21 protein-coding genes are annotated in these 24,910 nt (G+C 71.7%); 15 read left to right on the forward strand and 6 right to left on the reverse strand.

The features are described from left to right. The 3 genes from AC3WRT_RS06650 to lysS form a co-directional block, all read left to right on the forward strand. Positions 1–1,080: hypothetical protein (locus AC3WRT_RS06650; RefSeq protein ID WP_492720606.1), on the forward strand; the 1,080-nt coding region annotated here is incomplete at its 5' end. Positions 1,081–1,171: 91 nt separating this feature from the next. Then, entirely contained in the window at positions 1,172–2,482 is a 1,311-nt protein-coding gene (locus AC3WRT_RS06655; protein ID WP_492720608.1) for an adenylosuccinate synthase, read from the forward strand. Between the two features lie 58 nt (positions 2,483–2,540). Then, positions 2,541–4,319, forward strand: a complete 1,779-nt coding sequence (gene lysS, locus AC3WRT_RS06660) for a lysine--tRNA ligase (protein WP_492720610.1) — start codon at positions 2,541–2,543, stop codon at positions 4,317–4,319. Between the two features lie 104 nt (positions 4,320–4,423). On the opposite strand, the gene AC3WRT_RS06665 is transcribed toward lysS, so the two are convergent. After that, positions 4,424–5,989, reverse strand: coding sequence for a M4 family metallopeptidase (locus AC3WRT_RS06665; RefSeq protein ID WP_492720612.1), 1,566 nt, complete (start codon positions 5,987–5,989; stop codon positions 4,424–4,426). A 517-nt stretch (positions 5,990–6,506) separates the two neighbouring features. Continuing rightward, on the reverse strand, positions 6,507–8,804 hold the full coding sequence (locus tag AC3WRT_RS06670; protein ID WP_492720614.1) for a HelD family protein: 2,298 nt from the start codon (positions 8,802–8,804) through the stop codon (positions 6,507–6,509). Between the two features lie 128 nt (positions 8,805–8,932). Here AC3WRT_RS06670 and AC3WRT_RS06675 point away from each other — a divergent pair, with 128 nt between their 5' ends. The 3 genes from AC3WRT_RS06675 to AC3WRT_RS06685 are packed head-to-tail and all read left to right on the forward strand — an operon-like array spanning position 8,933 to position 11,748. Continuing rightward, positions 8,933–9,562, forward strand: a complete 630-nt coding sequence (locus AC3WRT_RS06675; protein WP_492720616.1) for a GNAT family N-acetyltransferase — start codon at positions 8,933–8,935, stop codon at positions 9,560–9,562. A gap of 9 nt (positions 9,563–9,571) precedes the next feature. Next, positions 9,572–10,858, forward strand: coding sequence for a phosphoribosylamine--glycine ligase (gene purD, locus AC3WRT_RS06680; protein WP_492720618.1), 1,287 nt, complete (start codon positions 9,572–9,574; stop codon positions 10,856–10,858). Then, positions 10,855–11,748, forward strand: coding sequence for a phosphoribosylaminoimidazolesuccinocarboxamide synthase (locus AC3WRT_RS06685; RefSeq protein WP_492720620.1), 894 nt, complete (start codon positions 10,855–10,857; stop codon positions 11,746–11,748). The genes purD and AC3WRT_RS06685 overlap by 4 nt, the downstream gene beginning before the upstream one ends. A gap of 9 nt (positions 11,749–11,757) precedes the next feature. Here the strand turns inward: AC3WRT_RS06685 and AC3WRT_RS06690 are convergent, their stop codons facing one another. Further along, positions 11,758–13,431 carry an HNH endonuclease gene (locus AC3WRT_RS06690; RefSeq protein WP_492720622.1) on the reverse strand — a complete coding sequence of 558 codons (1,674 nt, stop codon included), beginning with the start codon at positions 13,429–13,431 and terminating at the stop codon, positions 11,758–11,760. A gap of 485 nt (positions 13,432–13,916) precedes the next feature. On the opposite strand from AC3WRT_RS06690, the gene purS reads away from it, so the two are divergent. From purS to purL, 3 genes are read left to right on the forward strand one after another with little or no spacing between them, the layout of a single operon-like run. Continuing rightward, the gene (gene purS / locus AC3WRT_RS06695) at positions 13,917–14,198 is read left to right on the forward strand and encodes a phosphoribosylformylglycinamidine synthase subunit PurS (RefSeq protein WP_492720624.1); all 282 of its coding nucleotides are present in this window, start codon (positions 13,917–13,919) and stop codon (positions 14,196–14,198) included. Beyond that, positions 14,195–14,890 carry a phosphoribosylformylglycinamidine synthase subunit PurQ gene (purQ, locus tag AC3WRT_RS06700; protein ID WP_492720626.1) on the forward strand — a complete coding sequence of 232 codons (696 nt, stop codon included), beginning with the start codon at positions 14,195–14,197 and terminating at the stop codon, positions 14,888–14,890. The genes purS and purQ overlap by 4 nt, the downstream gene beginning before the upstream one ends. Further along, positions 14,887–17,199: a phosphoribosylformylglycinamidine synthase subunit PurL gene (gene purL / locus AC3WRT_RS06705; protein WP_492720628.1), complete on the forward strand. Its 2,313-nt coding sequence runs from the start codon at positions 14,887–14,889 to the stop codon at positions 17,197–17,199. The genes purQ and purL overlap by 4 nt, the downstream gene beginning before the upstream one ends. A 52-nt stretch (positions 17,200–17,251) precedes the next feature. On the opposite strand, the gene AC3WRT_RS06710 is transcribed toward purL, so the two are convergent. Genes AC3WRT_RS06710 through AC3WRT_RS06720 form a run of 3 tightly spaced genes read right to left on the reverse strand, consistent with a single transcriptional unit; the run spans position 17,252 to position 19,912 of the window. Beyond that, entirely contained in the window at positions 17,252–18,268 is a 1,017-nt protein-coding gene (locus AC3WRT_RS06710; protein ID WP_492720630.1) for an LLM class flavin-dependent oxidoreductase, read from the reverse strand. Between the two features lie 37 nt (positions 18,269–18,305). Continuing rightward, positions 18,306–19,124, reverse strand: a complete 819-nt coding sequence (locus AC3WRT_RS06715; protein WP_492720634.1) for a spermidine synthase — start codon at positions 19,122–19,124, stop codon at positions 18,306–18,308. After that, positions 19,121–19,912 carry a GNAT family N-acetyltransferase gene (locus AC3WRT_RS06720; protein ID WP_492720636.1) on the reverse strand — a complete coding sequence of 264 codons (792 nt, stop codon included), beginning with the start codon at positions 19,910–19,912 and terminating at the stop codon, positions 19,121–19,123. The genes AC3WRT_RS06715 and AC3WRT_RS06720 overlap by 4 nt, the downstream gene beginning before the upstream one ends. Before the next feature lie 23 nt (positions 19,913–19,935). On the opposite strand from AC3WRT_RS06720, the gene AC3WRT_RS06725 reads away from it, so the two are divergent. Genes AC3WRT_RS06725 through purF form a run of 6 tightly spaced genes read left to right on the forward strand, consistent with a single transcriptional unit; the run spans position 19,936 to position 24,823 of the window. Then, complete coding sequence (locus AC3WRT_RS06725) at positions 19,936–20,814, forward strand: LLM class flavin-dependent oxidoreductase (RefSeq protein WP_492720638.1); 879 nt, start codon at positions 19,936–19,938, stop codon at positions 20,812–20,814. Between the two features lie 53 nt (positions 20,815–20,867). Next, positions 20,868–21,248 carry a sterol carrier family protein gene (locus AC3WRT_RS06730; RefSeq protein WP_492720640.1) on the forward strand — a complete coding sequence of 127 codons (381 nt, stop codon included), beginning with the start codon at positions 20,868–20,870 and terminating at the stop codon, positions 21,246–21,248. After that, positions 21,245–21,493 carry a hypothetical protein gene (locus AC3WRT_RS06735; RefSeq protein ID WP_492720643.1) on the forward strand — a complete coding sequence of 83 codons (249 nt, stop codon included), beginning with the start codon at positions 21,245–21,247 and terminating at the stop codon, positions 21,491–21,493. Before AC3WRT_RS06730 ends, AC3WRT_RS06735 begins: the two co-directional genes overlap by 4 nt. After that, entirely contained in the window at positions 21,490–22,662 is a 1,173-nt protein-coding gene (locus AC3WRT_RS06740; protein WP_492720645.1) for a CaiB/BaiF CoA transferase family protein, read from the forward strand. Before AC3WRT_RS06735 ends, AC3WRT_RS06740 begins: the two co-directional genes overlap by 4 nt. Continuing rightward, positions 22,659–23,234 carry an RNA 2',3'-cyclic phosphodiesterase gene (gene thpR, locus AC3WRT_RS06745; RefSeq protein ID WP_492720647.1) on the forward strand — a complete coding sequence of 192 codons (576 nt, stop codon included), beginning with the start codon at positions 22,659–22,661 and terminating at the stop codon, positions 23,232–23,234. The genes AC3WRT_RS06740 and thpR overlap by 4 nt, the downstream gene beginning before the upstream one ends. A gap of 26 nt (positions 23,235–23,260) precedes the next feature. Further along, on the forward strand, positions 23,261–24,823 hold the full coding sequence (gene purF, locus AC3WRT_RS06750; protein WP_492720649.1) for an amidophosphoribosyltransferase: 1,563 nt from the start codon (positions 23,261–23,263) through the stop codon (positions 24,821–24,823). The last annotated feature ends 87 nt before the right edge of the window (positions 24,824–24,910 follow it).

The raw sequence follows: 24,910 nt of genomic DNA on the forward strand, positions 1-24,910 counted from the left end.
GTCTACCACGCGGCTGAGCTGAGCGACCCGGACCAGGACCCGCCGACCGACGCATCGTCCCCACCCCGTGCCGGCCGTCCTCCGCTGTCCACAACCGTCCGCGCGTGGCTGGCGCCCGAGGTCGTCCCAGGCGACGGTCGTTCCATGCAGCTGTCGCTCATCGCCCAGGACGACGTCTTCCCTCTCGCGCGGGCCCTCGCCGTCGGCATCGACCGAGCCGAGCTGCGACGGCTCATGAGGCAGGGCGGCGTGCACCGCCTCCACCACGGGTGGTTCGCCGTCCGGGAGCCGGCCGACGAGCAGGACCGGCACCGCCTGCGGCTCGCGGCACTGCTCCAGCAGTACGCCAGCCGCGCGGTGGTGAGCGACGCCTCGGCACTGCTCCTGCTCGGGCTGCCAACCTACGCGCCCGACTGGACCGTCGCGCACCTGATGCGCACCGGCTCGACCGTTGCCAACCGCACCAAGGCACACCGCAAGCCCGACCTCGTGGTCCGACCCGCCCTCGGCCACCAGGACGCTGGCCGCCTGCCGGCCACCGGGTCTGCGGTGCATGCCGCGGTGGCCATCGCGCTGGCCGGGCTGACCGACCCGTGCGCGTTTGTGGTCCCGGCCGACGCCGCCCTCCGGGAGCGCCGCGTCACGGCGGCGGAGCTCCGGCTCGCCGTCGAGGTGATCGGGCGGCGCCCCGGAATCGAACGCGTCAGGGCTGCGCTGCCGTGCTGCGACGGGCGCCACGAGTCACCGGGAGAGACGGTCGCGGCCTGGGTGCTGCACCATCTCGGCTTCGGGACCGTCCCTCAGCTCGTCGTCCCGGGCACCCAGCCGTTCACACCCGGTGGACTGGGCTACCGCGTCGATCTCGGCATCATCGGCACCAAGGTGCTCGTGGAGTTCGACGGGCGGTCCAAGTACGGATCGGCCCAGGACCTCTGGGACGAGAAGCGTCGCGAGGATCGGATCCGCTCCCTCGGGTGGGAGGTCGTCCGGCTCACGTGGGCCGACCTGCGGCAGCCCGGGCGTGTCCGAGCACTGGTCGAGGCGGCCCTCCGCCGGGCGGCGGCGAAGCCCGCTGGATGATCCGCCAGTGGGCAGGCGGAGGACGTCGGGGGCACCGGTCCCGAACCGATAACCTTGCGGTTGGCTTGGACCACAACCGGAAGGCAGACCGATGCCGGCAATCGTGCTCGTCGGAGCGCAGTGGGGCGACGAGGGCAAGGGCAAGGCGACCGACCTGCTCGGCAGCAGCGTCGACTACGTCGTCAAGTTCAACGGCGGCAACAACGCCGGCCACACCGTCGTCATCGAGAAGGACGGCAAGCGCGAGAAGTACGCGCTGCACCTGCTGCCCTCCGGCATCCTCAGCCCCAACTGCGTGCCGGTCATCGGCAACGGCGTCGTCATCGACCTGTCCGTGCTCTTCGAGGAGCTCGACGGCCTCGAGGCCCGCGGCGTCGACACGAGCAAGCTGCTCGTCAGCGCCAATGCGCACGTCATCCCGAGCTACAACCGCACGATCGACAAGGTCACCGAGCGCTTCCTCGGCAAGCGCCGCATCGGCACGACCGGCCGCGGCATCGGACCCACCTACGCCGACAAGATGAACCGCGTCGGCATCCGCATCCAGGACCTCTACGACGAGGGAATCCTGCGCCAGAAGGTCGAGGCGGCCCTCGAGCTGAAGAACCAGCTCCTCGTGAAGATCTACAACACCCGCGGCGCCGCGGTCGACGAGGTCGTCGACGAGCTGCTGTCGTATGCCGCCCGCCTGGCCCCCATGGTCGCCGACACGAGCCTCGTGCTGAGCCAGGCGCTCGACCGGGGCGACACGGTGCTCTTCGAGGCGGGGCAGGCGACCCTGCTCGACGTCGACCACGGCACCTACCCCTACGTCACCTCGAGCAACGCGGTCGCCGCCGGCGCCTGCACCGGCTCCGGTGTGCCGCCGACCCGGATCGACTCGGTCATCGCGATCCTCAAGGCGTACACGACCCGTGTCGGCGAGGGCCCGTTCCCGACCGAGCTGCACGGCGACAAGGGCGAGTTCCTGCGCAAGACCGGTGCCGAGTACGGCACGACGACCGGCCGCCCCCGCCGCTGCGGGTGGATGGACACCGTGGTCGGCCGCTACGCGACCCGGATCAACGGCGTCACCGACTTCGTCATCACCAAGCTCGACGTCCTCACCGGTCTCCACACCGTCCCGGTGTGCGTCGCCTACGACGTGGGCGGGGTGCGCCACGACGAGATGCCGGTCAACCAGACCGACTTCCACCACGCGACGCCGATCTACGAGGAGCTGCCCGGCTGGTGGGAGGACATCACCGCGTGCCGCTCCTTCGACGAGCTGCCGGCCAACGCGCAGGCCTACGTGGTGCGCGTCGAGGAGCTCATCGGTGCTCGGGTCTCCGCCATCGGTGTCGGCCCGGGCCGCGACGAGATCATCGAGCGCTTCCCGCTCAAGCCCGCCGTCGCGGGTTGACGCGTCCAGCGACACGAAGCACACGGCATACCAGAACTGTTGGAACTGAAGGAAACCCATGACTGAAGAGGTCGCCCCGCTCGACTGGGTCACACGTCTGGCCGACGAGGTCCTCGCGGAGGCGCAGGAGCGCAACCCCGGCGAGACGATCGTCTGTGCGTCGGGCATCAGCCCGTCCGGGCCGATCCACCTCGGCAACTTCCGCGAGCTGATCACGCCCCACCTTGTCGCCGACGAGATCAAGCGACGAGGCATCGACTGCGAGCACATTCTCAGCTGGGACGACTTCGACCGCTTCCGCCGCGTGCCGAAAAACCTTGCGGGAGTGGACGACTCGTGGGAGCAGTACATCGGTATGCCGCTCACCTCCGTGCCGCCGCCTGCCGGGTCGCCGCACGCGAGCTGGGCCGACCACTTCAAGGCGCCGCTCCTCGAGGCCATGGCGGCCACCGGCATCGAGGTGCGCCAGATCAGCCAGACCGAGCAGTACCGCGCCGGTGTCTACCGCGACCAGGTGCTCCTCGCCATGCGCGAGCGCTTCGCCATCGACAAGGTGCTCGACCAGTACCGGACGCTCGAGGCCGTGGAGGCCGCGCGCCAGAGGTCGAGCGGCAAGGGCAAGGGCGGCGGCAGCACCAAGGCGGCGAAGCTCACCGAAGAGCAGGCGGCCGCAGCGTCCGAGGCCGAGCGCGGCTCGGGGGCGGCGTCGGAGGACGACGGCAGTTCGGGCAAGGCGGGCTACTACCCGTTCAAGCCGTTCTGCACCGTGTGCGGCACCGACTTCACCACCGTCACGGCCTACGACGACGACAGCCACGAGCTGACCTACGACTGCACGAAGTGCGGTCACACCGAGACCGTCGACCTGAACACGTTCACCAACGGCAAGCTGGTCTGGAAGGTCGACTGGCCGATGCGCTGGGCGCACGAGCACGTCATCTTCGAGCCGTCCGGCGTCGACCACCAGAGCCCCGGCAGCAGCTTCGTCGTCGGCAAGGACCTCGCCCCGATCTTCGGCTGGGAGCGCCCCGTCGGCCCCATGTATGCCTTCGTCGGCATCGCCGGCATGGCCAAGATGAGCTCGAGCAAGGGCGGCGTGCCGATCCCGACCGACGCCCTCGAGGTCATGGAGGCGCCGGTGCTGCGCTGGCTCTACGCCCGGCGCCGGCCCAACCAGAGCTTCGACGTCGCGTTCGGCCCTGAGCTGCAGCGACTCTACGACGAGTGGGACGCCTTGAACCGCAAGGTTGCCGACGGCTCCGCCCAGGCCGGCGACCTCGCGGCACACCTGCGCGCCACGTCGACGGCCGCGGGTCCGCTGCCGACGACGCCGCGCCCGATGCCCTTCCGCACCATCGCGTCCGTCATCGACGTGACGCAGGGCGACGAGGGGCAGGCGGTGCGCATCCTCAGCGAGCTCGAGCCCGACAACCCGGTGGCCTCGACCGACGACCTGCGCCCCCGGCTCGACTGCGCCGAGCGCTGGATGCTCGGCTACGTACCGGCCGAGGACCGCACCGTCGTGCGCACCCAGCCCGACGCGGAGGTGCTCGGCGGCCTCGACGAGTCGCAGCAGGAGTCGCTGCGCCTGCTCGTCGACGGCCTCGAGGCGCACTGGTCGCTGGACGGCCTGACCCACCTCGTCTACGGCGTGCCCAAGATCCAGCGCGGCATCGACCCCGACGCCAAGGTCAAGGACCCCGAGCTGTCGGCGGCCCAGCGCGCCTTCTTCGTCCTCGTCTACCGCCTGCTCGTCGGCAAGGACACCGGCCCCCGACTGCCGACCCTGCTGCTGGCCGTCGGCGCCGACAGGGTCCGCACCCTCCTCGGCCACTGACCGCCCGCTTCTCAACCGTCGAAAGGCCACAAACCGGGGTGCAGGGCACCTGAAGGTCCGAGATCGGACCCCGGTTTGTGGCCTTTCGACGGTGGGGGTGGGGGTCAGTTGACGCCGACGGCGGACCAGGCGGTCGCGGTGGCGTTGTACTGGGTGCTTCCGACGCCGTAGAGGTCCTTGGCGGCGGAGAGCATGCCGGTGCGAGCGCCGGCGTAGTTGGTCGACGAGGTCCAGTACGTCGTCAGGGCGCGGTACCAGATGGCGGCTGCCGCGTCGTGGCCGATGCCGGTGACTGTGCTGCCGTTGCACGTCGGGCTGTTGTAGCTGACCCCGTTGAGCGTCTTCGCGCCGCTGCCCTCGGACAGCAGGTAGAAGAGGTGGTTGCCCACACCGGAGGAGTAGTGGACGTCCAGGGTGCCGACGCTCTTGCTCCAGCAGTTGGCCGAGGCGCCGTCCTTGCTGGGCTGGTCCATGTAGCGCAGCGGCGTCCCGGAGCCGATGGCGAAGCGCTCACCGATGAGGTAGTCGCCCGGGTCGCCCGACGTGTTGGCGGTGAACTCCACCATGGTGCCCATGACGTCGGACGTCGACTCGTTGAGACCACCGGACTCGCGACGGTAGGCGAGGCCTGCCGTCGCCGACGTGACGCCGTGGGTCATCTCGTGGCCGGCCACGTCGAGCGAGACGAGGGGGCCGTAGCTCACGCCGTCGCCGTCGCCGTAGCGCATGCAGAAGCAGGTGTCGCTCCACGAGGCATTGACCCAGTTGGTGCCGACGTGGACGAGGCTGCGTGCGCCCTTGCCGTCGTTCTTGATGCCGTTGCGGCCGAAGGTGTTCTTGTAGAAGTCCCACGTCGCGCCGACGCCGAAGTCGGCATCGACGGCGGCGGACTGCCGGCTCGAGGTGGACCCGGTGCCCCACGTGTTGTCGGCGTCGGTGAAGAGCGCGCCCGTCGTGCTGGACGTCGAGCCGTTGTTGGCGTCCTCGGTGCGCGCGGACCCGCGGGTGGCGTCGATCATCTGGTAGCTGCCGCCCGACAGCGTGGTCTGGAGCGTCACCGTGCCGAGGTAGAGGCTGTTGCCCGTGCCGGCGTCGTTGATCTCGGTGGCCCAGTGGTCGACGACGGCGCCGGATCGGGCGTCGACGAAGACCACCGTGCCGGCCGGCTCGCCGTGCGCGCCGACGCCGTCGACCTGGGTCTTCCACACCAGCCTGGCAGGGTCGCCCATCGCGTAGACGGCGAGCGTGGGTTTCGACGCGCTGACGGTGAAGTCGACGGTGCGTGCCGCCGTGGCGGCAGCCGTCGCGGGGGCGATCGTGGGGGTCGTCGACGCGACGCGGACCGAGGTCGATGCGGCGTTGACACCCTTCCAGGCCCCCGCACCGTCGGTGTGGACGACGAGGTCGCCACCGACGACCGGCAGGCCCTTGAACGTGCGGTCGAAACGCACGTGCGTCGTGCCGTCCTTGTCGGTGGCGATGCTGCGGGTCTTGAGGCCCTGGTCCTGGTCGAGACCGAAGGCCGCGCCGTGGGCCTTCGCTGCTGCGACTGCCCGGTCGAGGCCGGCGCCGTCGGCGCTGTGCGTGGCTGCCTGCGCGCCGCTCGTGGCGACGGTGGCGAGGGCGACCGCGGCCGTGGCGACCGTCGTCGTGATGAGACTCTTCTTCAAGGCGTACTCCTGGCTACCGAGGTGCCCCCGAGAGCGGTCGGATGACCGTTTCGCCACAGTTGTCCTTCCCAGCCGCCGGCGCCAGACAGCGGCGACATTGTTTGCCGGCACCTGAACAAGATTTGGGCCGCGGCAAAGGCGGCTCCCAGCCAGCTCTCAGGAAGGCGGGCCGCAGACGGGGCCGGACATGGGAGCGGGCGAGGGGCGAGATGCAGGGGGGTCGCAGCTCGTCCCTCGCCCGGTGCGTCGTCCACATCGGGGGGCGGGACTTCGCAGAACGCCAAGGGTCTCAGGGGGGAGGAGACGGCGGGGAGGGTAGGTTCGCACTCCTTGGCGTTTGGTCAATCATCCCCCGGGCGGGCCCCGTCGTCGACGGTTCCGTGAATCCTTGAACAATTCTTTACCTGCCCCGAGGTGGTACGTCTTGGCCGCTCTTTCGCCGACACAACCCGCCGTCAGAGAACCTTTCGCGACGGGGCGCCGCGGACGGCGATCCCTGCGCTCGGAGAGCCGGTGGTCAGGAAAGGACGGTCATCCGGTGCGCGGCTCGCGTCAGCACGACGTAGAGGACGCGGATGCCGCCCGGGGACTCGCGGGCGATCTCCTCGGGGTCGACCACGACCGTCGCGTCGTACTCCAGCCCCTTCGTCGACATGGGGTCGACGACCTGCACCCGGCCGTCGCCCAGCTCGGCGACAGGCGCGACCACGGCTGCGTGGGCCGCCGGGGTGATGACGGCGATGGACCCCTCGACCTGCTGGAGGAGTGACCGGACTGCGGCGGTCACCGAGGTGAGGGCGTCGCTTCCCAGCGTGCCCTCGACCGGCTCGACACCGGTCTCGCGGACCGCCTGCGGGATGTCGGCGTCCGGGACCTCACGGCGCACGACCTCGGCGGCGTAGTCGAAGATCTCCCGGGCGTTGCGGTAGTTGGTGTCCATGTGGAACGCCTGGCGCGCCTGGGACCCGAAGGCCTCCTCACGCGCGGCGGCGGCCTCGACGGGGTCGGGCCACGACGCCTGGGCGGCGTCGCCGACGACGGTCCACGACGCATACCGGCCGCGTCGGCCGATCATCCGCCACTGCATGGGTGAGAGGTCCTGCGCCTCGTCGACGAGGACGTGGGCGTACTCCTCCGGCTTGCCGATGCGGCCGGCCAGGAGCCGGTCGCTCGGGTCGGTGAGCACGAGCGGGGCGCCCGTGTCGCGGGCGGCACTGCGGATCGGCTGGACCTCGGTGACGCCGTACTGGCTGAGGTCCTCGAGCTCCTCGATCTCGTAGAAGCCGCGCTCCTCCTGCGGTGCCTCCTGCACAGGGCCGACGCGAGCGGCGATGTCGTCGATCAGCGCGACGTCGGCCACCGACCACGTGCCCGTCTGGAGCGGGGTGCGGAAGGACGCCGCGAGCTGCTCGACCTCGTCGTCGCGCAGCGTGCCGCGGGCGTGGCGGCGCACGAGCGCGGGGTCGCCGAGCCAGAGCAGCACCTCGCGGGGGTCGACCTGCGGCCACCAGAGCTGCATGAAGGCCTCGACGTCGAGGTGGTCCTCCCACTTGTCGAGGAACTCGTCCTTGGCGTCTCGGTCGCCCGTGATGCCGAGGGATGCCCAAGCGGCCTCACCGAGGGCGGCCTGGGCCGCGCTCGTCGCGGTGTTGCGCTGGTGCTGACGCAGCACCTGGGCGCGGACGCGGTCGAGGTCGCGCGCCTCGAGCCGGACCGGACGCCCCGCGACCATCGCGCGGAACTCGGTCGGCGTCTCGGGCACCCGGCCGCGCGCGGCCGTGCCGAGCAGCGACCGGATGCGGGTGGAGCCCTTGAGGCGGGCCACGGCTGGCGGGTCGAGGCGCTCGGTGTGCACGACGTCGAGCACGTCGCCCAGCGCGCGCAGGATGACGCTCTCCTCGCCGAGCGAGGGCAGGACCCGCTCGATGTAGGCGGTGTAGGCGCCGGAGGGTCCTACGACCAGGATGCCGCCCGACTCGAAGCGCCGGCGGTCGGAGTAGAGCAGGTATGCCGCCCGGTGCAGCGCGACGACCGTCTTGCCGGTGCCGGGGCCGCCCGTGATCTCGGTGACCCCACGGGCACTGGCCCGGATCGCCTCGTCCTGGTGGGCCTGGATGGTGGCGACGATGTCGCGCATCCGCCCGCCGCGGCTGCGGGTGAGGGCAGCCATGAGGGCGCCGTCACCGACGACGACGAGGTCGTCGGGAGCCTCGGGAACCATCAGGTCGTCCTCGACACCGATCACCGTCGTGCCGCGGCTGCGCAGGACGCGGCGTCGCAGGACGCCCATCGGCTGTGTCGGGGTGGCGCGGTAGAACGCCGAGGCGGCCGGGGCCCGCCAGTCGATGACGAGCGGCTCGTAGTCGTCGTCACGGACGCCGAGGCGCCCGATGTAGCGGATCTCCCGGTCCTCGCTGGAGGCGTCGGACGGCGTCCAGTGGCCGCGCCCGTTGGCCTGCCCGTTCCCGCTGCCGTTGCCGGCCGCGACGCCGGAGCGGTCGGCGTCGGCCACCGCGGTGCGCAGCATGGCGTGGTCGATGTCGAGCCGCCCGAACACGAGGCCCTCGTACTGGGTGTCGAGCGCCGTGCGCCGCTTGGCCGCGTGGAACATCAGCGCGTCCCGCTCGAAGAGCGCCGCGCCCTCGGCGTCGCCGACCTCCACCTGCCGCCCGAACTGGCTCCGCGCCAGGCCCTCGGCCTGGACGCTGTCGGCGCGCACGCCGGCCTTCTCCAGCTCCTCGTGCACCCGGTCGACGTGGGCCTGCTCGACGGCGATCTCGCGTGCGAGCTCGTCGGGGATGCTCTTGGTCGTCACCGAGGAGGCGCCGCGTGATCCGGGCGCGCTGGTCCGCTGGGACGATGCGTTCGAAGTACTCACTGACATCCAAGGACTCTGAGGGAACGCCTCGGCGGCGCGGGAACCATCAAGTCTACTGTCACTTCATGCCCACCGAGGTCTGTATCCCTCCAACCGGCGCGCCCCTCGTCGGACGCGTCGTCCGGCTCGACCCGACGATGCCGGCCGACTCCGTGGGTCTCTTCGCCGTTTACTCCGATCCGCAATGCTACGAGCAGGGTTATGCCATGAGTCGGCGGCACGAGTCCTTGGCCGACACCGAGGCGGTGGTGGCGGCCGCGGTCGCGGTCCACCAGGCCGGCCGGACGGCATACACGGTCCGTCTCGTCGCGGACAGCGAACTGGGCGCCGCCGGCACGGTCGTCGGGACCAGCTCGCTCGGCGACGTCGACACCCAGCGTCAGCACGTGCACCTCGGGTGGACGATGTACGGCTCGCGCTGGTGGGGGACCCGCGTCAACCCGGAGTCAAAGCTGCTGCTGCTCGGGCACGCCTTCGAGACGTGCGGCTTCGGGCGGGTCAGGATCCAGACCGACGTCGTGAACGCGCGCTCGCGGGCGGCCATCCTGAAGCTCGGCGCGACCTTCGAGGGGATCACGCGCCGTGACGTCCGCCGCGCCGACGGCTCGTGGCGCGACACAGCCGTGCACTCGATCCTCGTCGACGAGTGGCCCACCGTGCGGGCACGCCTGCTGGCGCGCCTGGGCGAGCCATAGGCTGGCGCCGTGAAGGTCCTCGTCCTCGGCTCCGGCGCCCGTGAACACGCTCTCGTCAAGGCCGTCGCGGCCGATCCCGAGGTCGACGCCGTCATCGCGGCGCCGGGCAACCCGGGCATCGACGCGACCGCCCTCTGCGTCCCCGTCGACATCCTCGACGGGGTGGCGGTTGCCGCGCTCGCCAGCGAGCACGAGGTCGACCTCGTCGTCGTGGGGCCGGAGGCCCCGCTCGTCGCGGGCGTCGGGGACGTATGCCGTCAGGCCGGTTTCGCCGTCTTCGGGCCCTCCGCCGCGGCCGCCCGTCTCGAGGGCAGCAAGTCGTTCGCCAAGGAGGTCATGGCCGCGGCCGACGTGCCGACGGCGCTCGCGCACGTCTGCACGACGCTCGACGAGGTGGGGGCCGCCCTCGACGCGCTCGGTGCCCCGCACGTGGTCAAGGACGACGGGCTCGCGGCGGGCAAGGGCGTCGTCGTGACGGAGTCGCGCGAGGCGGCACTGGAGCACGCGCGCGCCTGCCTGGCCAAGCCCGGGGGGCGGCTCGTCGTGGAGGAGTTCCTCGACGGTCCCGAGGTGTCGGTCTTCTGCATCAGCGACGGCCAGACCGTCGTGGCGCTCTCGCCCGCACAGGACTTCAAGCGCGTCGGTGACGACGACGCAGGCCCCAACACCGGTGGCATGGGCGCGTACTCGCCGCTGGAGTGGGCGCCTGCCGATCTCGCCGACGACGTGGTGCGCCGCGTTGCCCAGCCGACGATCGACGAGATGCGCCGCCGCGGGACGCCCTTCGTCGGCGTGCTCTACGTCGGTCTCGCCCTCACGTCGCGAGGGCCCAGGGTCATCGAGTTCAACGCGCGCTTCGGCGACCCGGACGGGCAGGCCTCGATCGCCCGGCTCGAGACGCCCTTCGCCCAGCTGCTCTTCGCCGCCGCGACGGGAGGCCTCGCCGGGTTCGGGCGGCTGCGCTGGTCCGACGACCATGCCGTGGTCGTCGTCGTCGCGTCCGCCGGCTACCCGGCGTCGCCGCGGGCGGGTGATCCCGTCACCGGCCTCGACGCCGCGGCCGAGGTGCCCGGCGTCGTCGTGCTGCACGCCGGCACCGCTCTCGACGGCGACGGCGCCCTCGTGTCAGCCGGCGGGCGGGTGCTCGACGTCGTCGCAGTGGCGCCCTCGCTCGCCAAGGCCAGGCAGGCGGCATACGACGCCGTCGCGGTGATCGAGCTCGACGGGTCGCACCACCGCACTGACATCGCGCTGCGAGCCGAACGCGGCGACATCACGATCGGAGACCACAGATGAGCGCTCTCGACCTGCCCGGCTACGCCCCCGTCTACTCCGGGAAGGTGCGTGATCTCTACGTGCCCGTGGACGCGGAGGCCGGGGCAGTGCCCGACCGCCTCCTGCTCGTCACCTCGAACCGGCTCTCGGCGTACGACTGGATGATGTCTCCCGAGATCCCGGACAAGGGCGAGGTCCTGACGCGCCTGTCGCTGTGGTGGTTCGACCAGATCTCCGATCTCGTGCCCAACCACGTCCTGTCGACGGATGTGCCCGCCGCCGTGGCGGGGCGCGCCGTCCTCGTGCGCCGGCTCGACATGCTCAAGATCGAGGCCATCGCTCGCGCCTACCTGACCGGCGGGGGGCTCGAGGAGTACCGCGAGAAGGGGTCGGTCTCGGGCGTCGCGCTGCCCGAGGGGCTCGTCGACGGCTCGAAGCTGCCAGAGCCGGTCTTCACCCCGACGACGAAGGCCCCGGTGGGGGAGCACGACGTGCCGATGTCGCCCGACGAGGTCGAGGCGCAGCTCGGTGCCGAGGTCGCGTCCGAGGTGTCCCGCCTGACGCGCGCGATCCTAATGCGCGGCAACGAGATTGCTGCCGAGCGCGGCATCCTCATCGCCGACACCAAGGTGGAGTTCGGGGTCTCGCCGGACGGCAGCGGTGGGCTGGTCCTCGCCGACGAGGTGCTGACTCCGGATTCGTCGCGCTTCTGGCCGGCGGAGACGTGGGAGCCCGGTCGCCTCCAGCCTTCGTACGACAAGCAGTTCGTCCGGGACTGGCTCACCTCGGCCGAGTCCGGCTGGGACCGCAGGAGTGGAGAGGCCCCGCCCGAGCTGCCCGAGCGCGTCGTCGAGCAGACGCGCGCCAAGTACGTCGAGGCCTTCGAGCGGCTCACCGGCGAGACCTTCTGACCGGCTCCCTCAGCTGGCGACCTCGACCTCGAGGTCTGGTCGTCGGTACAGCTCGAGGCACACCACTACAGGACCTTCTATACCTTTCGCGGTCGGTGTCGACGCGGAGGCTCGAGGCCGAGACCTCGCGGTGACGATGGAGCGTTCGAACAGGAGCGGGGGAGCGGTCGAGACGTAGCGGTGGCTGGTCGGCGTCGTCGTGCACACCGTGTGGACGCCGGCGCCCGTCGACTCGTCCGCACCCTCGAGGACCTCCGCCGTCCATCCGGGCTCCTCCTTGACGAGGTTGCAGCGAACGCAGAGTCCCTGGCCGTTGGCGGCGCTGGTCGCACCTCCGGCGGCATGGGGCTCCACGTGGTCGGCATGGGCGATGGGGGCGTCGCACCAGGGGGTGCGGCAGGTGCCGTCGCGGGCGATGACGAAACGGCGCAGCCCGGCTGGGAAGAGCCGCCGTCTGCTGTCCATCGCAACGAGGGTCCCGGTGGCCGGGTGAGTGAAGAGACGTCTCAGCCAGATCTTGGGGCCGCCGTCCTTGCCTCTGCGCTCGTGGCCGTCGCCGGGCGGGTCACTTCCACGGGCCTCGAGGTCGTCCGGTCGGTCAGGTGCCAGGAGGCGCCGCACCCAGCCTGCCGGCACCGGCCCGTAGCCGGGCACGTGGGCGGGGGTCTCGTCACCGGCGATCAGGGCCCGGTCGGTGATGACGACCTGCACCTCGACGGGGACGTCGTCCGCGACGGTCTGGCCGGTGACGAGCTCGACCAGGGTGTCGGCCATCAGCTGGCCCTTGCCCCGCTCGTCACCGTCCGCCTTCCCCGACAGGGCGGCGCGGGTGAGCGCGGCATGCACGGCAACTGCCTGGGCGACGGGGAGCAGGGCCGTGACGAGTGCCATCGCGTCGGGCACGGGTCGGATGGTCACGCGGCGCTCGCCTTCCGCGATGCGGCATCGCTCGATGGCGGCTGCCGCGTCGAGCCGGTCCGCGCAGCCTCGGACCCGCCGCTCGAGCTCGCGGTCGCCCCAGGACCCGACGCCGCCCGGAGCGGTGGGGTCGGTCAGGTCGAGGTGCTCGCCGATGACCTCGGCGTCGACGTGGGTGCGGAGGTCCGGCGTGAGGTGGCTGGTCTGGCGCACGACAAGCTCGGCGCGCCTCTCGTTGAGGATGCCGGCTGACAAGGCCGCCAAGGTGTGCGGAAGGTGGTGCACCAGCGCCATGGACGCGTTCGCGAGCCGGGCCCCACGGGCTGCCGACTCACGCCGTGCCAGACCGACCTGCGCCGACACTCCGGTGCGCGACAGGGTCATGCGGCGCTCGGACCGGGAGGGGCGCCTCCGTCGGCCGGGCTCGTCCCGGATCGGCGGCTCGAGCTCCAAGGAGCGGGCCCGGTCGCGTGCCGTCACCCAACCGCCGAAGTCGCCGGCATTCGAGCATGCTTGAGCCTCCGTGCGCAGCCGCGCGGCAGCCTCCGCCTGGGACTCGACGAAGCGTGCCGTCAGCCGCGCCTGCGCCGCAGCACATGCCGCCTTCGCCCGCTCGAGCCCGTCGATCGCCGAAACGAGGTCGGCGTCATGGAGACCGGCGCCATCAAGACGGGCCACGTCGCACAGCAGCTCGTTGACCATGCCGAGGGCAGCGTCCTGAGCGCCGGCACTCGCCGGGTCGCTCCAGGTCAGCTCCTCGAACATGTGTTCCATTCTAGGGTGATCGTCCCGTCTGTGCAATGGATGATCCACATGGGTTGGCTGATGCCGCAATGGCTTTCGCACCATCGGCGGCTGCTCGCGTGCTGCTTTCGAGGATGGTCCGGCTCGTCCGCACCACGAACTCACGGACCTCCTCGAACCGGCTGGGCTCGTCGTCCGAGCCGTCGGCATACCACCAGTCGCGCGCCCACATGACGAGCTCCGCGTCGTCGGCTCGCCTGGCGGCGACCCGGTCGGCGCGGCCCGCTTGGACAGCTGCTCGCCGTCGACCAGCGCGCAGCAGGCCCGGCACAACGACAGCACGGAGTAGGACTGTGCCCCGACCGCTCGCATGGCGGTTGACCGGGTTGACGGCATACGAGCCGGGTTGTCGAGATGCGGTCGGGCCCTCTGCCCGCGCCCGATAGACTCGGGCCGTCCGTCAGGACGCCACCATCGCCCGTCCAGCGCAGGGAGAAGCACCACTGATGGGAAGCATCGTCGTCGACGTCATGCTCAAGCCCGAGATCCTCGACCCGCAGGGACAGGCCGTCGGCGGCGCCCTGCCGCGGCTGGGGTTCACCGGCTTCACCGACGTCCGTCAGGGCAAGCGCTTCGTGCTCACCGTCGACGGCGACGTCACGGACGAGCACCTCACCGCGGCCCGCGAGGCCGCCGAGACGCTGCTGTCCAACCCGGTGATCGAGGACGTCGTCGCCGTGCACGTGCTCGACGAGCAGCCGCGCGAGTCGGGGGACGACGAGCAGTGAGGATCGGCGTCGTCACGTTCCCCGGCTCCCTCGACGACCGTGACGCGGCACGCGCCGTCCGCGAGTGCGGCGGCGAGGCCGTCACGCTCTGGCACGGCGACGCCGACCTCAAGAGGGTCGACGCGGTGATCCTTCCCGGTGGCTTCTCCTACGGCGACTACCTGCGTTGTGGCGCCATCGCGCGGTTCGCACCCGTCATGGACGCCCTCGTGCCGGCGGCCCAGGGCGGTCTGCCGGTCCTGGGCATCTGCAACGGCTTCCAGGTGCTCACGGAGAGCCACCTGCTGCCGGGCGCCCTCATCCGCAACGACCACCGCAAGTTCAACTGCGTCGACCAGCGCCTCGTCGTCGAGAACGCCTCCACTGCCTGGACCTCCGACTTCGAGGCCGGCCAGGAGATCACCATCGTCCTCAAGAACGGCGAAGGCGGTTTCGTCGCCGACGAGCGCACCCTCGACGAGCTCGAGGGCGAGGGGCGCGTCGTCTCCCGCTACGTTCCCGACGCCGAGGGCCGCAACCCCAACGGCTCCTACCGGCACATCGCCGGCATCACCAACGAGCGCGGCAACGTCGTCGGCCTGATGCCGCACCCCGAGCACGCGGTCGAGCAGGGCTACGGCCCGAGCCTCGACGGCCGCGGCTTCTTCACCTCGATCATCAAGCACACCCTCGAGAGCGCAGCCACCGCATGAGCGACACCCAGACCGCGCCCCAGACCGCCCCCGTGCTCGACACGGTGGGGCACGCCGCGACGACGCCCGACCTCGAGCAGCCGTGGGCCGAGCTCGGCCTCAAGGCCGACGAATACGCCAGGATCCGCGAGATCATCGGGCGCCGGCCGACCATCGCCGAGCTCGCGATGTACTCCGTCATGTGGAGCGAGCACTGCTCCTACAAGTCGAGCAAGATCCACTTCTCCCTGTGGGGCGAGAACACCACCGACGAGATGCGCGAGAAGCTCCTCGTCGGCATCGGCGAGAACGCCGGCGTCGTCGACATCGGCGACGGGTGGGCGGTGACCTTCAAGGTCGAGTCGCACAACCACCCCTCGTACGTCGAGCCCTACCAGGGCGCCGCGACCGGCGTCGGGGGCATCATCCGCGACATCATGTCGATGGGCGCGCGCCCGATCGCCGTCATGGACCCGCTCCGCTTCGGCAACCTGCACCACCCCGACACCCAGCGCGTCCTGCCGGGCGTCGTCGCCGGCGTCGGCGGCTACGGCAACTGCATCGGCCTGCCCAACATCGGCGGCGAAGTCGTCTTCGACGACTGCTACCAGGGCAACCCGCTCGTCAACGCCCTCTGCGTCGGCGCCATGCGCGTCGAGGACATCCACCTCGCCAAGGCGTCCGGCGCCGGCAACAAGGTGATTCTCTTCGGCGCCAAGACGGGCGGCGATGGCATCGGGGGAGTCTCGGTGCTCGCCTCCGAGACCTTCGACGAGGGCGGCCCGACCAAGCGCCCCGCCGTGCAGGTCGGCGACCCCTTCGCCGAGAAGGTGCTCATCGAGTGCTGCCTCGACCTCTACAAGGCAGGCGTCGTCGACGGCATCCAGGACCTCGGCGGTGCAGGACTCTCCTGTGCGACAAGCGAGCTCGCCTCCAACGGCGACGGTGGCATGCAGGTCGAGCTCGACATCGTCCCCCTGCGCGACGCGAGCCTGCAGCCGCAGGAGATCCTCATGTCCGAGTCGCAGGAACGCATGATGGCGATCGTCGAGCCCAAGCACCTCGAGCAGTTCCTGGCCATCACCGAGAGGTGGGACGTCGAGGCCACCGTCATCGGTGAGGTCACCGACGGCGACCACCTCGTCATCACCTGGCACGGCGAGACCATCGTCGACGTGCCGCCGCGCTCGGTCGCGCACGAGGGCCCCACGTACGACCGCCCGCTCGCCCGGCCGGCATACCTCGACGTGCTCAACTCCTCCGGCACGGCAGCGCTCGCCAAGCCGCAGACGGGCGAGGAGATCCGCGCGCAGCTGCTGACGCTCCTCGGGTCGCCCAACCTCTGCGACAAGTCGTGGATCACCGACCAGTACGACCGCTACGTCCTCGGCAACACGGCGCTCGCGCAGCCCGACGACTCGGGCGTCGTGCGCGTCGACGAGGAGACGGGCCGCGGCGTCGCGGTGTCGACCGACTGCAACAGCCGCTTCGCCAAGCTCGACCCGTATGCCGGGGCGCAGCTTGCGCTCGCCGAGGCCTACCGCAACGTCTCCACCGTGGGCGCCGCCCCGCTCGCCGTCACCGACTGCCTCAACTTCGGCTCGCCGGAGGACCCGGGCGTCATGTGGCAGTTCCGCGAGGCGATCCGCGGGATCGCCGAGGGCTGCAGGTTCCTCGGCATCCCGGTCACCGGCGGCAACGTCAGCTTCTACAACCAGACCGGTGACGTCGCCATCCACCCGACCCCCGTCATCGGGGTGCTCGGCGTCATGGACGACGTCTCCAAGCGCTCGAGCTCCGGCTTCAGCAGCGACGACGCGCACGTCTACGTCCTCGGCACCACGCGCGACGAGCTCGACGGGTCCGAGTGGGCGCACGTCATCCACAAGCACCTCGGCGGCCTGCCGCCCAAGGTCGACCTCGCTGCCGAGCAGGCGCTCGGGCGCGTGCTCGTCGAGGCGGCCCGCACGGGTGTCGTCGAGTCGGCCCACGACCTCTCGGAGGGCGGGCTGGCGATCGCCCTCGCCGAGGCGTGCCTCCGTCACGGCGTCGGCGTGACGGTCGACGGCCTCGACGCGATCGGCACGGACGCCGACGGCAACCCGCTCGACCCGTTCACGGCCCTCTTCTCCGAGTCGAGCGCTCGTGCGCTGGTGGCCGTCCCGGCCGGACGGGCAGCCGAGTTCGAGGCCATGCTCGGCGACCTACGGCACGCCCGCATCGGCGTGACCGGGGGTCGCGACCTGGACATCGTCGGCCACTTCGCCGTGTCCGTGGCCGAGATGAAGTCGGCGCACGAGTTCACGATCCCGGCCGTCTTCGGCGGCTGAGGTCACGGCCGCCGGCGTCCCCGCCGGTGCGCCTCGGCCCCGGCGGGGCGCCTCAGCGCCAGCCGAGCTCGGGAGCGACGTGGGTCAGCACGCTCTCCACGACGTGCGCGTTGTAGTCGACCCCGAGCTGGTTCGGGACGGTGAGCAGCAGCGTGTCGGCCGCCGCGATGGCGGTGTCCTCGGCGAGCTCGCGCACGAGCTGGTCGGGCTCACCGGCATACGACCTGCCGAAGCGGGCGAGGCCACCCTCGAGGTGCCCCACTTGGTCGCGGCTGGCGGTCTCCCGGAAGAAGAGCTGCCGGTCGAGGTCGCTGACGAGAGGAAAGATGCTGCGGCTCACGGAGACCCGCGGCTCACGGTCGTGACCGGCAGCGGTCCAGGCGTCACGGAACCGCTGGATCTGCTCGGCCTGCAGCTGGTGGAAGGGCACGCCCGTGTCCTCCGTGAGCAGCGTCGAGCTCATCAGGTTCATCCCCTGCTCGGCGGTCCACTCGGCCGTGGCTCGCGAGCCGGCGCCCCACCAGATGCGGTCGCGCAGGCCCGGCGACTGCGGCTCGATCGGGAGCAGGCCCGGCGGGTTGGGGAACATCGGTCGCGGGTTCGGCTCTGCGAAGCCCTTGCCCTGGATCACCCCGAGGAAGCGTGAGGTGTGCTCGCGGGCCAGGGCGGCGTGGTCGCCGTCTGCAGGCTCGTGGCCGAAGTAGCGGAAGCCGTCGACGACCTGCTCGGGTGACCCACGGCTGATGCCGAGCTGCAGCCTTCCGCCGGCGATGAGGTCGGCAGCGCCGGCGTCCTCGGCCATGTAGAGCGGGTTCTCGTAGCGCATGTCGATGACGCCCGTGCCGATCTCGATGCGGGACGTCCTCGCGCCGACTGCCGCGAGCAGTGGGAAGGGCGAGGCGAGCTGGCGCGCGAAGTGGTGCACGCGGAAGTAGGCGCCGTCGGCGCCGAGCTCCTCGGCCGCGATGGCGAGGTCGATCGACTGCAGCAGCGCGTCGGAGGCCGAGCGCGTCTGCGAGTGCGGCGACGGAGTCCAGTGCCCGAACGAGAGAAACCCGATGTTCTTCACGCCCGTGCAACAACCGTCGGGGCGTGATCCTTCCGGCTCAGCGGGCGCGCCACTGGCCGGCTTCGGGTGGTTGCGGACTCGGCGTACCGGTCTCGCCGAACGGCCTGGCCCCGGCCAGCAGCCGCGTCAGCGATGCCCCTTCGCGAAGCCCGGTCGGCAGATTGGCGCGTGCCACGTCGCGCCTCAGCGCCTCCGCCGGGAGCGGCGCCGCGCTGGCGAGCAGCACCGAGTTGCCGAAGCGCCGGCCCTTGAGCACCTCGTGCGTTGCGATGAGAGCGACGTGCGGGAGCGACGTGGCCACCGTGGCGACGACCCGTGCCACCCAACGCATCCCGGGCTCGTCGGCGAGGTTCCAGAGCGCGAGTCCGGTCGGCTTGAGCACCCGTGCGACCTGGTGGGCGTATGCCGTTCCGACCAGCTCCGCGGGCACGCGCCCTCCCGCGTAGGCGTCCGTCACGACCACGTCGGCCGAGTCGTCCTTGAGCGCGCGCACTCCGGTCAGGCCGTCGACGGGACGCACGCGGATCCGGTGTCGCCGGGGGAGTGGGATCTCTCGTCGGACGATTTCGGTGAGGGCCTCGTCCGGCTCGAGGACGATCTGTGGCGAACCCGGTCGGGTGGCCTCGATCCAGCGCGGGAGGGTCAGCCCGGCGCCGCCGACGTGCGTGACGCCCAGCGGGCCAGGCGGCAGGGCGTCGATGGCAAGGGCGAGGTGCTGGACGTACTCGAAGACGAGCAACGTCGGGTCGTCCGGCTGCACGTGCGACTGGGGGGAGCCGTCCATGTGGACCGTGACGCCACCACGTTCGTCCCACTCGAGCGAGACATGCTGCGCTGCAGGGGAATCGGAGCTCACGTGAGGTCCAGGACGAGCGTGCGCTCCTCGCCGCAGCGGGCGAACCCGATGCGCCGCAGGATCGGTGCCGACGTGTCCACGACGCCGTGGGTGAGTGCCAGCGTGGCACCTGCAGATCGGGCAGCCGCCAACCGGGCTGCCAGGACGGCGCGGTAGGCGCCACGACCACGGAAGGAGCCGTGGGTGCTGCCACCCCAGAGACGGCATACGTCCTCGGCGAGGGTGTACCCACCCGTGCCCGCGGGGCGACCGTCGACGTAGGCGACCCAGCGGCCGCTCGTGCCGTCGGCGAGGCCTCTCTCCACCCCGACCAACCCTGCAGCGACCTGCTCGGGGGTCGGCTCCTCACCGCCGAACGCGTCGTTGCCGATGACGATCGCCTCGCGCACCGCCTGCTCGTCGGTCACCCGGCGCACGTCGACGTCGTCGGGCGCGGCGAGGTCGGGCACGCCGTCGGCGATGGGGAGGGCGAGGACGTCCATGCGGTCCACGACCTGCCCCCCGCGGTGCGTGAGCTCTGGCTCGAGACCCGCCGGCCGCGTGAACTCGGACAGCCGCCACCACAGGCGATCCCGGCCCCACCGGCGCGCGACCGCCGTGATCTCGTCGACGAGCTCGACGGCGTCACGCCCGGAGCCGAAGACGCGAGCCGACGTGGGGCTGATGAAGTAGTCGGGGTAGGCGACCACGAGGTACTCGTCGTTCTGCACGTGCGGTGCCCCCTCCGGCACCCAGGTCCACGCGTTCGAGGCGGCGAGCACGGTCTCTGCGTCCCAGGTCGTCGTCACCCCGACAGGCTACGGTCGGGGACATGCGATTCGGTCTGACCATCCTGCCGGAGCACGCGTGGTCCGTGGCCGGGCCGATGTGGCGTGAGGCCGAGCAGCTCGGCTTCGACCACGCCTGGACCTTCGACCACGTCACGTGGGGCGGCCTGCCCGACTCGCCGTGGTTCGGTGCTGTGCCGACCCTCGCAGCCGTAGCCGCCGTCACCGAACGCATCGGGCTCGGCACCTTCGTGTCCTCGCCCAACAACCACCATCCCGTGCAGTTCGTGCGCGAGGTGCTCGCGCTCGACGACATCTCGGGTGGCCGCCTCCTGCTCGGCCTCGGCACCGGCGGCGACCTCGACGCGGGCATCATGGGCGAGGACCTGCCGCTGCGCGAACGCGTCGCCCGGTTCCACGAGTTCACCGGGCTGCTCGACCGGCTCCTCCGCGAGGACCACGTGACGGCGAACGGGCGCTTCTACTCCGCCCGGGACGTGCGCACCCTGCCCGGCCCGGTCCGCGGCGGCGACGCCGGCAACCGGGTGCCCATGATCGTCGCGGCCAACGGCCCGAAGTCGGTCCGTCTCGCCGTCGAGCGCGGCGACGGGTGGCTGACCTACGGCGGGGCCGCCGAGACGGACGCGCAGTGGTGGGACCTCGTGGCGGGTCTCAGCCGGCGCGTCGACGACGCCCTGGAGGTGGCCGGCGCCCCCGAGGGCTTCCGCCGCTACCTCAACCTCGACTCGGCCCCGACCTTCTCCCTCACGAGCGCGGGCGCCTTCGAGGAGGCTGTCGGACGTGCTGCTGAGCTCGGCTTCACCGACGTGATCACCCACTGGCCGCGTGACACCGAGCCGTTCCGCGGCACACGCGACGTCCTGGACGAGGTCGCGGGCGACGTCATCCCCCGGCTGCGCTGAGCCGTCCCGGGCCGTCCACTGGGCCGTCGGTGGTGCTGGGTAACCTCGGGGGTATGCCGCCACGCCGACGCACCCCGGTCGCCGAGGGGCACGCCGCGCTCGAGGCCTGCCGTGCCGCTGGTTACGCCGCGGACCGGCGCACGATGGCGACGGCCGTGCGCTACACGCTGGAGGAGCTCGCCACCACGTCACCCGGACGCACCGTCGAGGTCCGCGTACCGCCGCACGGGGCCGTGCAGTGCATCGAGGGGCCGGTCCACTCGCGCGGCACGCCGCCGAACGTCATCGAGACGGACGCCGGCACCTGGTTGCGCCTCGCCGTGGGCGACCTGACCTGGGAGTCCGCCCTGTCCGGCGCCAGGGTGCGGGCGAGCGGTCAGCGCGCTCACCTCGACGGACTGCTGCCGCTGACCTCACTTAGGCTGGAGTCGTGAGCCAGCCCCTGCCGCCTACCCGCCAGCAGCCTCCCCGGCTCCCCAACTTCAAGCGCTTCCTCATCACGGGTGCCGTCATCGGTTTCATCGTGGGCGCCGTCATCGCCGTCGTGGGTGAGCCGATGCAGGGCTACGCGGCCAGCACCGGCCTGCTCTACGTCGGTGCCTTCGGCGCCCTCGTCGGCACCGGCCTGGCTGGGGTGCTCGCCATCCTGCTCGACCGCTCGGGCCGCGACCGCGCGTGACCTCGGGCCCCGCTCGCTCCGGTCCGCTCGGCGGCGTCCGGGTCGTCGAGCTGGCCGGCATCGGGCCGTCGCCGTTCGCGGCCATGCTGCTGGCCGACCTCGGGGCCGACGTCATCCGGATCGACCGTCCCGGCGAGCCGAGGCTTCCCGTGCCGCTGCCTCCGGAGCTGGACCTGTTGCGACGAGGCCGTCCGTCGGTGTCGCTCGACCTCAAGCACCCCGACGGCCTCGCGTGCGCGCTGGCCCTCGTCGAGCGCGCCGACGTCCTCGTCGAGGGCTACCGCCCGGGCGTGGCCGAGCGGCTCGGCCTCGGGCCCGACGAGTGCCTGTCCCGCAACCCGGGTCTCGTCTACGGCCGGATGACCGGCTGGGGGCAGGACGGGCCCCTCGCGCAGACAGCCGGGCACGACATCGGCTACACGGCCGTCACCGGAGCCCTGCACGCCATCGGCCGCGCCGGCGGACCGCCGCAGGTGCCGGTCAACCTCGTCGGCGACTTCGGCGGTGGCGCCCTCTACCTCGTCGTCGGGGTCCTCGCGGCGCTCCTCGAGACCCGCGCGAGCGGCCGCGGCCAGGTCGTCGACGCCGCCATCGTGGACGGCACCGCCCACCTCTCCTCGCTCGTCGTCGGGCTCGTGTCGGCCGGTCTCTGGTCCGACCACCGGGGCACGAACCTTCTCGACACCGGAGCGCCCTTCTACGACGTCTACGAGACCAGTGACGGTGGGTGGCTGGCGGTCGGGCCGCTCGAGCCAGCCTTCTGGGCCGAGCTGTTGCAGCTGCTGGACCTCACCGACACGGCGCCCGACCGCCTCGACCCCACACAGTGGCCGGCCCTGCACGACGTGCTCGCCGACACCTTCCGCACCCGTACGCGTGACGAGTGGGCGGCCGTGTTCGAGGGCACCGACGCCTGCGTCCAGCCCGTGCTCAGCTATGCCGAGGCGCCCGACCACCCGCACCTTGCCGCCCGCGGCACGTACGTCGAGCACCACGGCGTCGTCCAGCCGGCCCCGGCGCCCCGCTTCTCACGCACTCCCGCGACCCTTGGCCAGCCGCCTTCCGCGCCCGGTACGGGCTCCCGAGCGGCCCTCGCCGCATGGGGCATCGCCGACGTGGACGCCTTGCTCGCCTCGGGCGCGGCATCGGAGCCGCTGGACCTGCGATGAGGCTCTTCGTCGCCGTCATGCCGCCCGACGAGGTCCTGGACGACCTCGAGGAGCACGTCGAGCCACGCCGCGAGGCCGGGCCCGAGATCCGGTGGACCGACCGCCACCAGTGGCACCTCACCCTGGCCTTCCTCGGCGCGGTGCCGGACGCGCGCCTCGACGAGCTCACCGAGGCACTCGCCCGCTCCGCCGCAAAGCGCAACCCGCTCGTGCTGCGGCTCTCGGGCGCCGGCGCCTTCCCGAACCCGTATGCCGCCAGGGTGCTCTGGGCGGGGGTCGAGCAGGTACGCGGTGACCTCGCGGCGGTAGCGGGCGGCATACGCAATGCGTCGACGTCGGCGGGGGCGTCGCCCGACGGCACGCGCTTCCACCCGCACCTCACGCTCGGCCGCTTCCACCGCCCCACGGAGGCAACGCGCTGGATCCGCGCCCTCGATGCCTGGGAGGGGCCGGCCTGGCGCGTCGAGGGCCTCGCGCTCGTCGAGTCGCACCTGGGACAGGGGCGGGGACGCCGGCCGCGCTACGAGGTGCTGGCCGAGCTGCCGCTGCGGGGCGAGCGGCAGACCGGCTGACCTCCGGCGTGTGGGAGACTTGCGGCGTGGCACGTGGCGACGGTCGTTTGAACCATGACCTCATCCCCGGCGAGAAGGGCCCGCAGGACGCCTGCGGGGTCTTCGGCGTCTGGGCTCCCGGAGAGGACGTCGCGAAGCTCACCTACTTCGGGCTCTACGCGCTCCAGCACCGCGGGCAGGAGTCGGCCGGCATCGCGACCGGTGACGGCGAGAAGATCCTCGTCTACAAGGACATGGGCCTGGTGTCCCAGGTCTTCGACGAGACCGCGCTCAGCTCCCTGCGGGGCCACATCGCGATCGGCCACACCCGCTACTCCACGACCGGCGGCTCGACCTGGGAGAACGCCCAGCCGACCCTCGGCGGCGCCGGCCGCAGCACCTTGGCCCTCGCCCACAACGGCAACCTGATCAACACCGTCGAGCTGAAGGCTCTCGTCGACGAGCACTTCGGCGGCGCCCGGATCACCGGCGAGCTGGCGCGCGGCAACACGTCGGACACCGCGCTCGTCACGACGCTGCTCGCGGCCGACGAGGACCGCACTCCCGAACAGGCCGCCCTCGAGCTGCTGCCCAAGCTCCGTGGCGCGTTCTCGTTCGTCTTCATGGACGAGACGACGTTGTATGCCGCCCGCGACCCGTGGGGTGTGCGCCCCCTCGCGCTGGGCCGCCTCGAGCGAGGCTGGGTCGTCGCGTCCGAGACCGCGGCCCTGCAGACCATCGGCGCCGCCGTGATCCGCGAGGTCGAGCCGGGCGAGCTGCTCGTCATCGACGAGGACGGCCTGCGCTCGCACAAGTTCGCCGAGCCGCAGCCGAAGGGCTGCGTCTTCGAGTACGTCTACCTCGCCCGTCCCGACGCCGTCATCCGTGGCCGAGTCGTGCACGAGGCCCGCGTCGAGATGGGGCGCGCCCTGGCGCGTGAGCACCCCGTCGATGCTGACCTGGTCATCGGCGTGCCAGAGTCGGGGGTTCCTGCGGCTGTTGGGTACTCGCAGGAGTCGGGCATCCCGTTCGGGCAGGGCTTCGTCAAGAACGCCTACGTCGGGCGCACCTTCATCCAGCCGTCGCAGACCCTCCGCCAACTCGGCATCCGGCTCAAGCTGAACCCGCTCGAGCACACGATCCGCGGCAAGCGCCTCGTCGTCGTCGACGACACGATCGTGCGCGGCAACACCCAGCGGGCGCAGATCCGGATGCTGCGCGAGGCGGGCGCGGCCGAGATCCACGTGCGCATCTCGGCGCCGCCGGTGCAGTGGCCCTGCTTCTACGGCATCGACTTCGCCACCCGCGCCGAGCTCATCGCGACCGGCCTCGGGGTCGAGGAGATCCGCGCGTCGATCGGCGCCGACTCGCTCGGCTACATCTCCGAGGAGGGCATGATCCGCGCGACCAACCAGCCCGCCGACGAGCTCTGCTGCGCGTGCTTCACCGGCCGCTACCCGATCGAGCTGCCGGAGGACGGCCGCATCGGCAAGCACGTCCTCGAGACCCTGCCGATGACCGTGCGCACCGGCCACGACCGCTCCGTCGACGTCGAGGGCGTCAGCCTCGGGGTCGGCCTCGGCGGGGAGAACGCCCTCCAGCACCCGTAGGCGCACCCGCACCGCCGCGCCACTCGAGGTGATCCGTCGCGATGGAGTCGGCGAGACACCTCGAACCGGGGAGGGAGGGGGTGGCGG

Source organism: Terrabacter sp. FW104-15G4B, assembly GCF_058790095.1.

What these genes read in the sequence shown, in the direction of transcription:
- AC3WRT_RS06675 (WP_492720616.1), top strand. Translation starts at nt 8,933, where the DNA reads ATGCCCACCGAGGTCTGTATCCCTCCAACCGGCGCGCCCCTCGTCGGA.
- AC3WRT_RS06725 (WP_492720638.1), top strand. Translation starts at nt 19,936, where the DNA reads ATGCGATTCGGTCTGACCATCCTGCCGGAGCACGCGTGGTCCGTGGCC.
- lysS (WP_492720610.1), top strand. Translation starts at nt 2,541, where the DNA reads ATGACTGAAGAGGTCGCCCCGCTCGACTGGGTCACACGTCTGGCCGAC.
- AC3WRT_RS06685 (WP_492720620.1), top strand. Translation starts at nt 10,855, where the DNA reads ATGAGCGCTCTCGACCTGCCCGGCTACGCCCCCGTCTACTCCGGGAAG.
- purS (WP_492720624.1), top strand. Translation starts at nt 13,917, where the DNA reads ATGGGAAGCATCGTCGTCGACGTCATGCTCAAGCCCGAGATCCTCGAC.
- thpR (WP_492720647.1), top strand. Translation starts at nt 22,659, where the DNA reads ATGAGGCTCTTCGTCGCCGTCATGCCGCCCGACGAGGTCCTGGACGAC.
- AC3WRT_RS06690 (WP_492720622.1), bottom strand. Translation starts at nt 13,431, where the DNA reads ATGTTCGAGGAGCTGACCTGGAGCGACCCGGCGAGTGCCGGCGCTCAG.
- purL (WP_492720628.1), top strand. Translation starts at nt 14,887, where the DNA reads ATGAGCGACACCCAGACCGCGCCCCAGACCGCCCCCGTGCTCGACACG.
- AC3WRT_RS06655 (WP_492720608.1), top strand. Translation starts at nt 1,172, where the DNA reads ATGCCGGCAATCGTGCTCGTCGGAGCGCAGTGGGGCGACGAGGGCAAG.
- AC3WRT_RS06730 (WP_492720640.1), top strand. Translation starts at nt 20,868, where the DNA reads ATGCCGCCACGCCGACGCACCCCGGTCGCCGAGGGGCACGCCGCGCTC.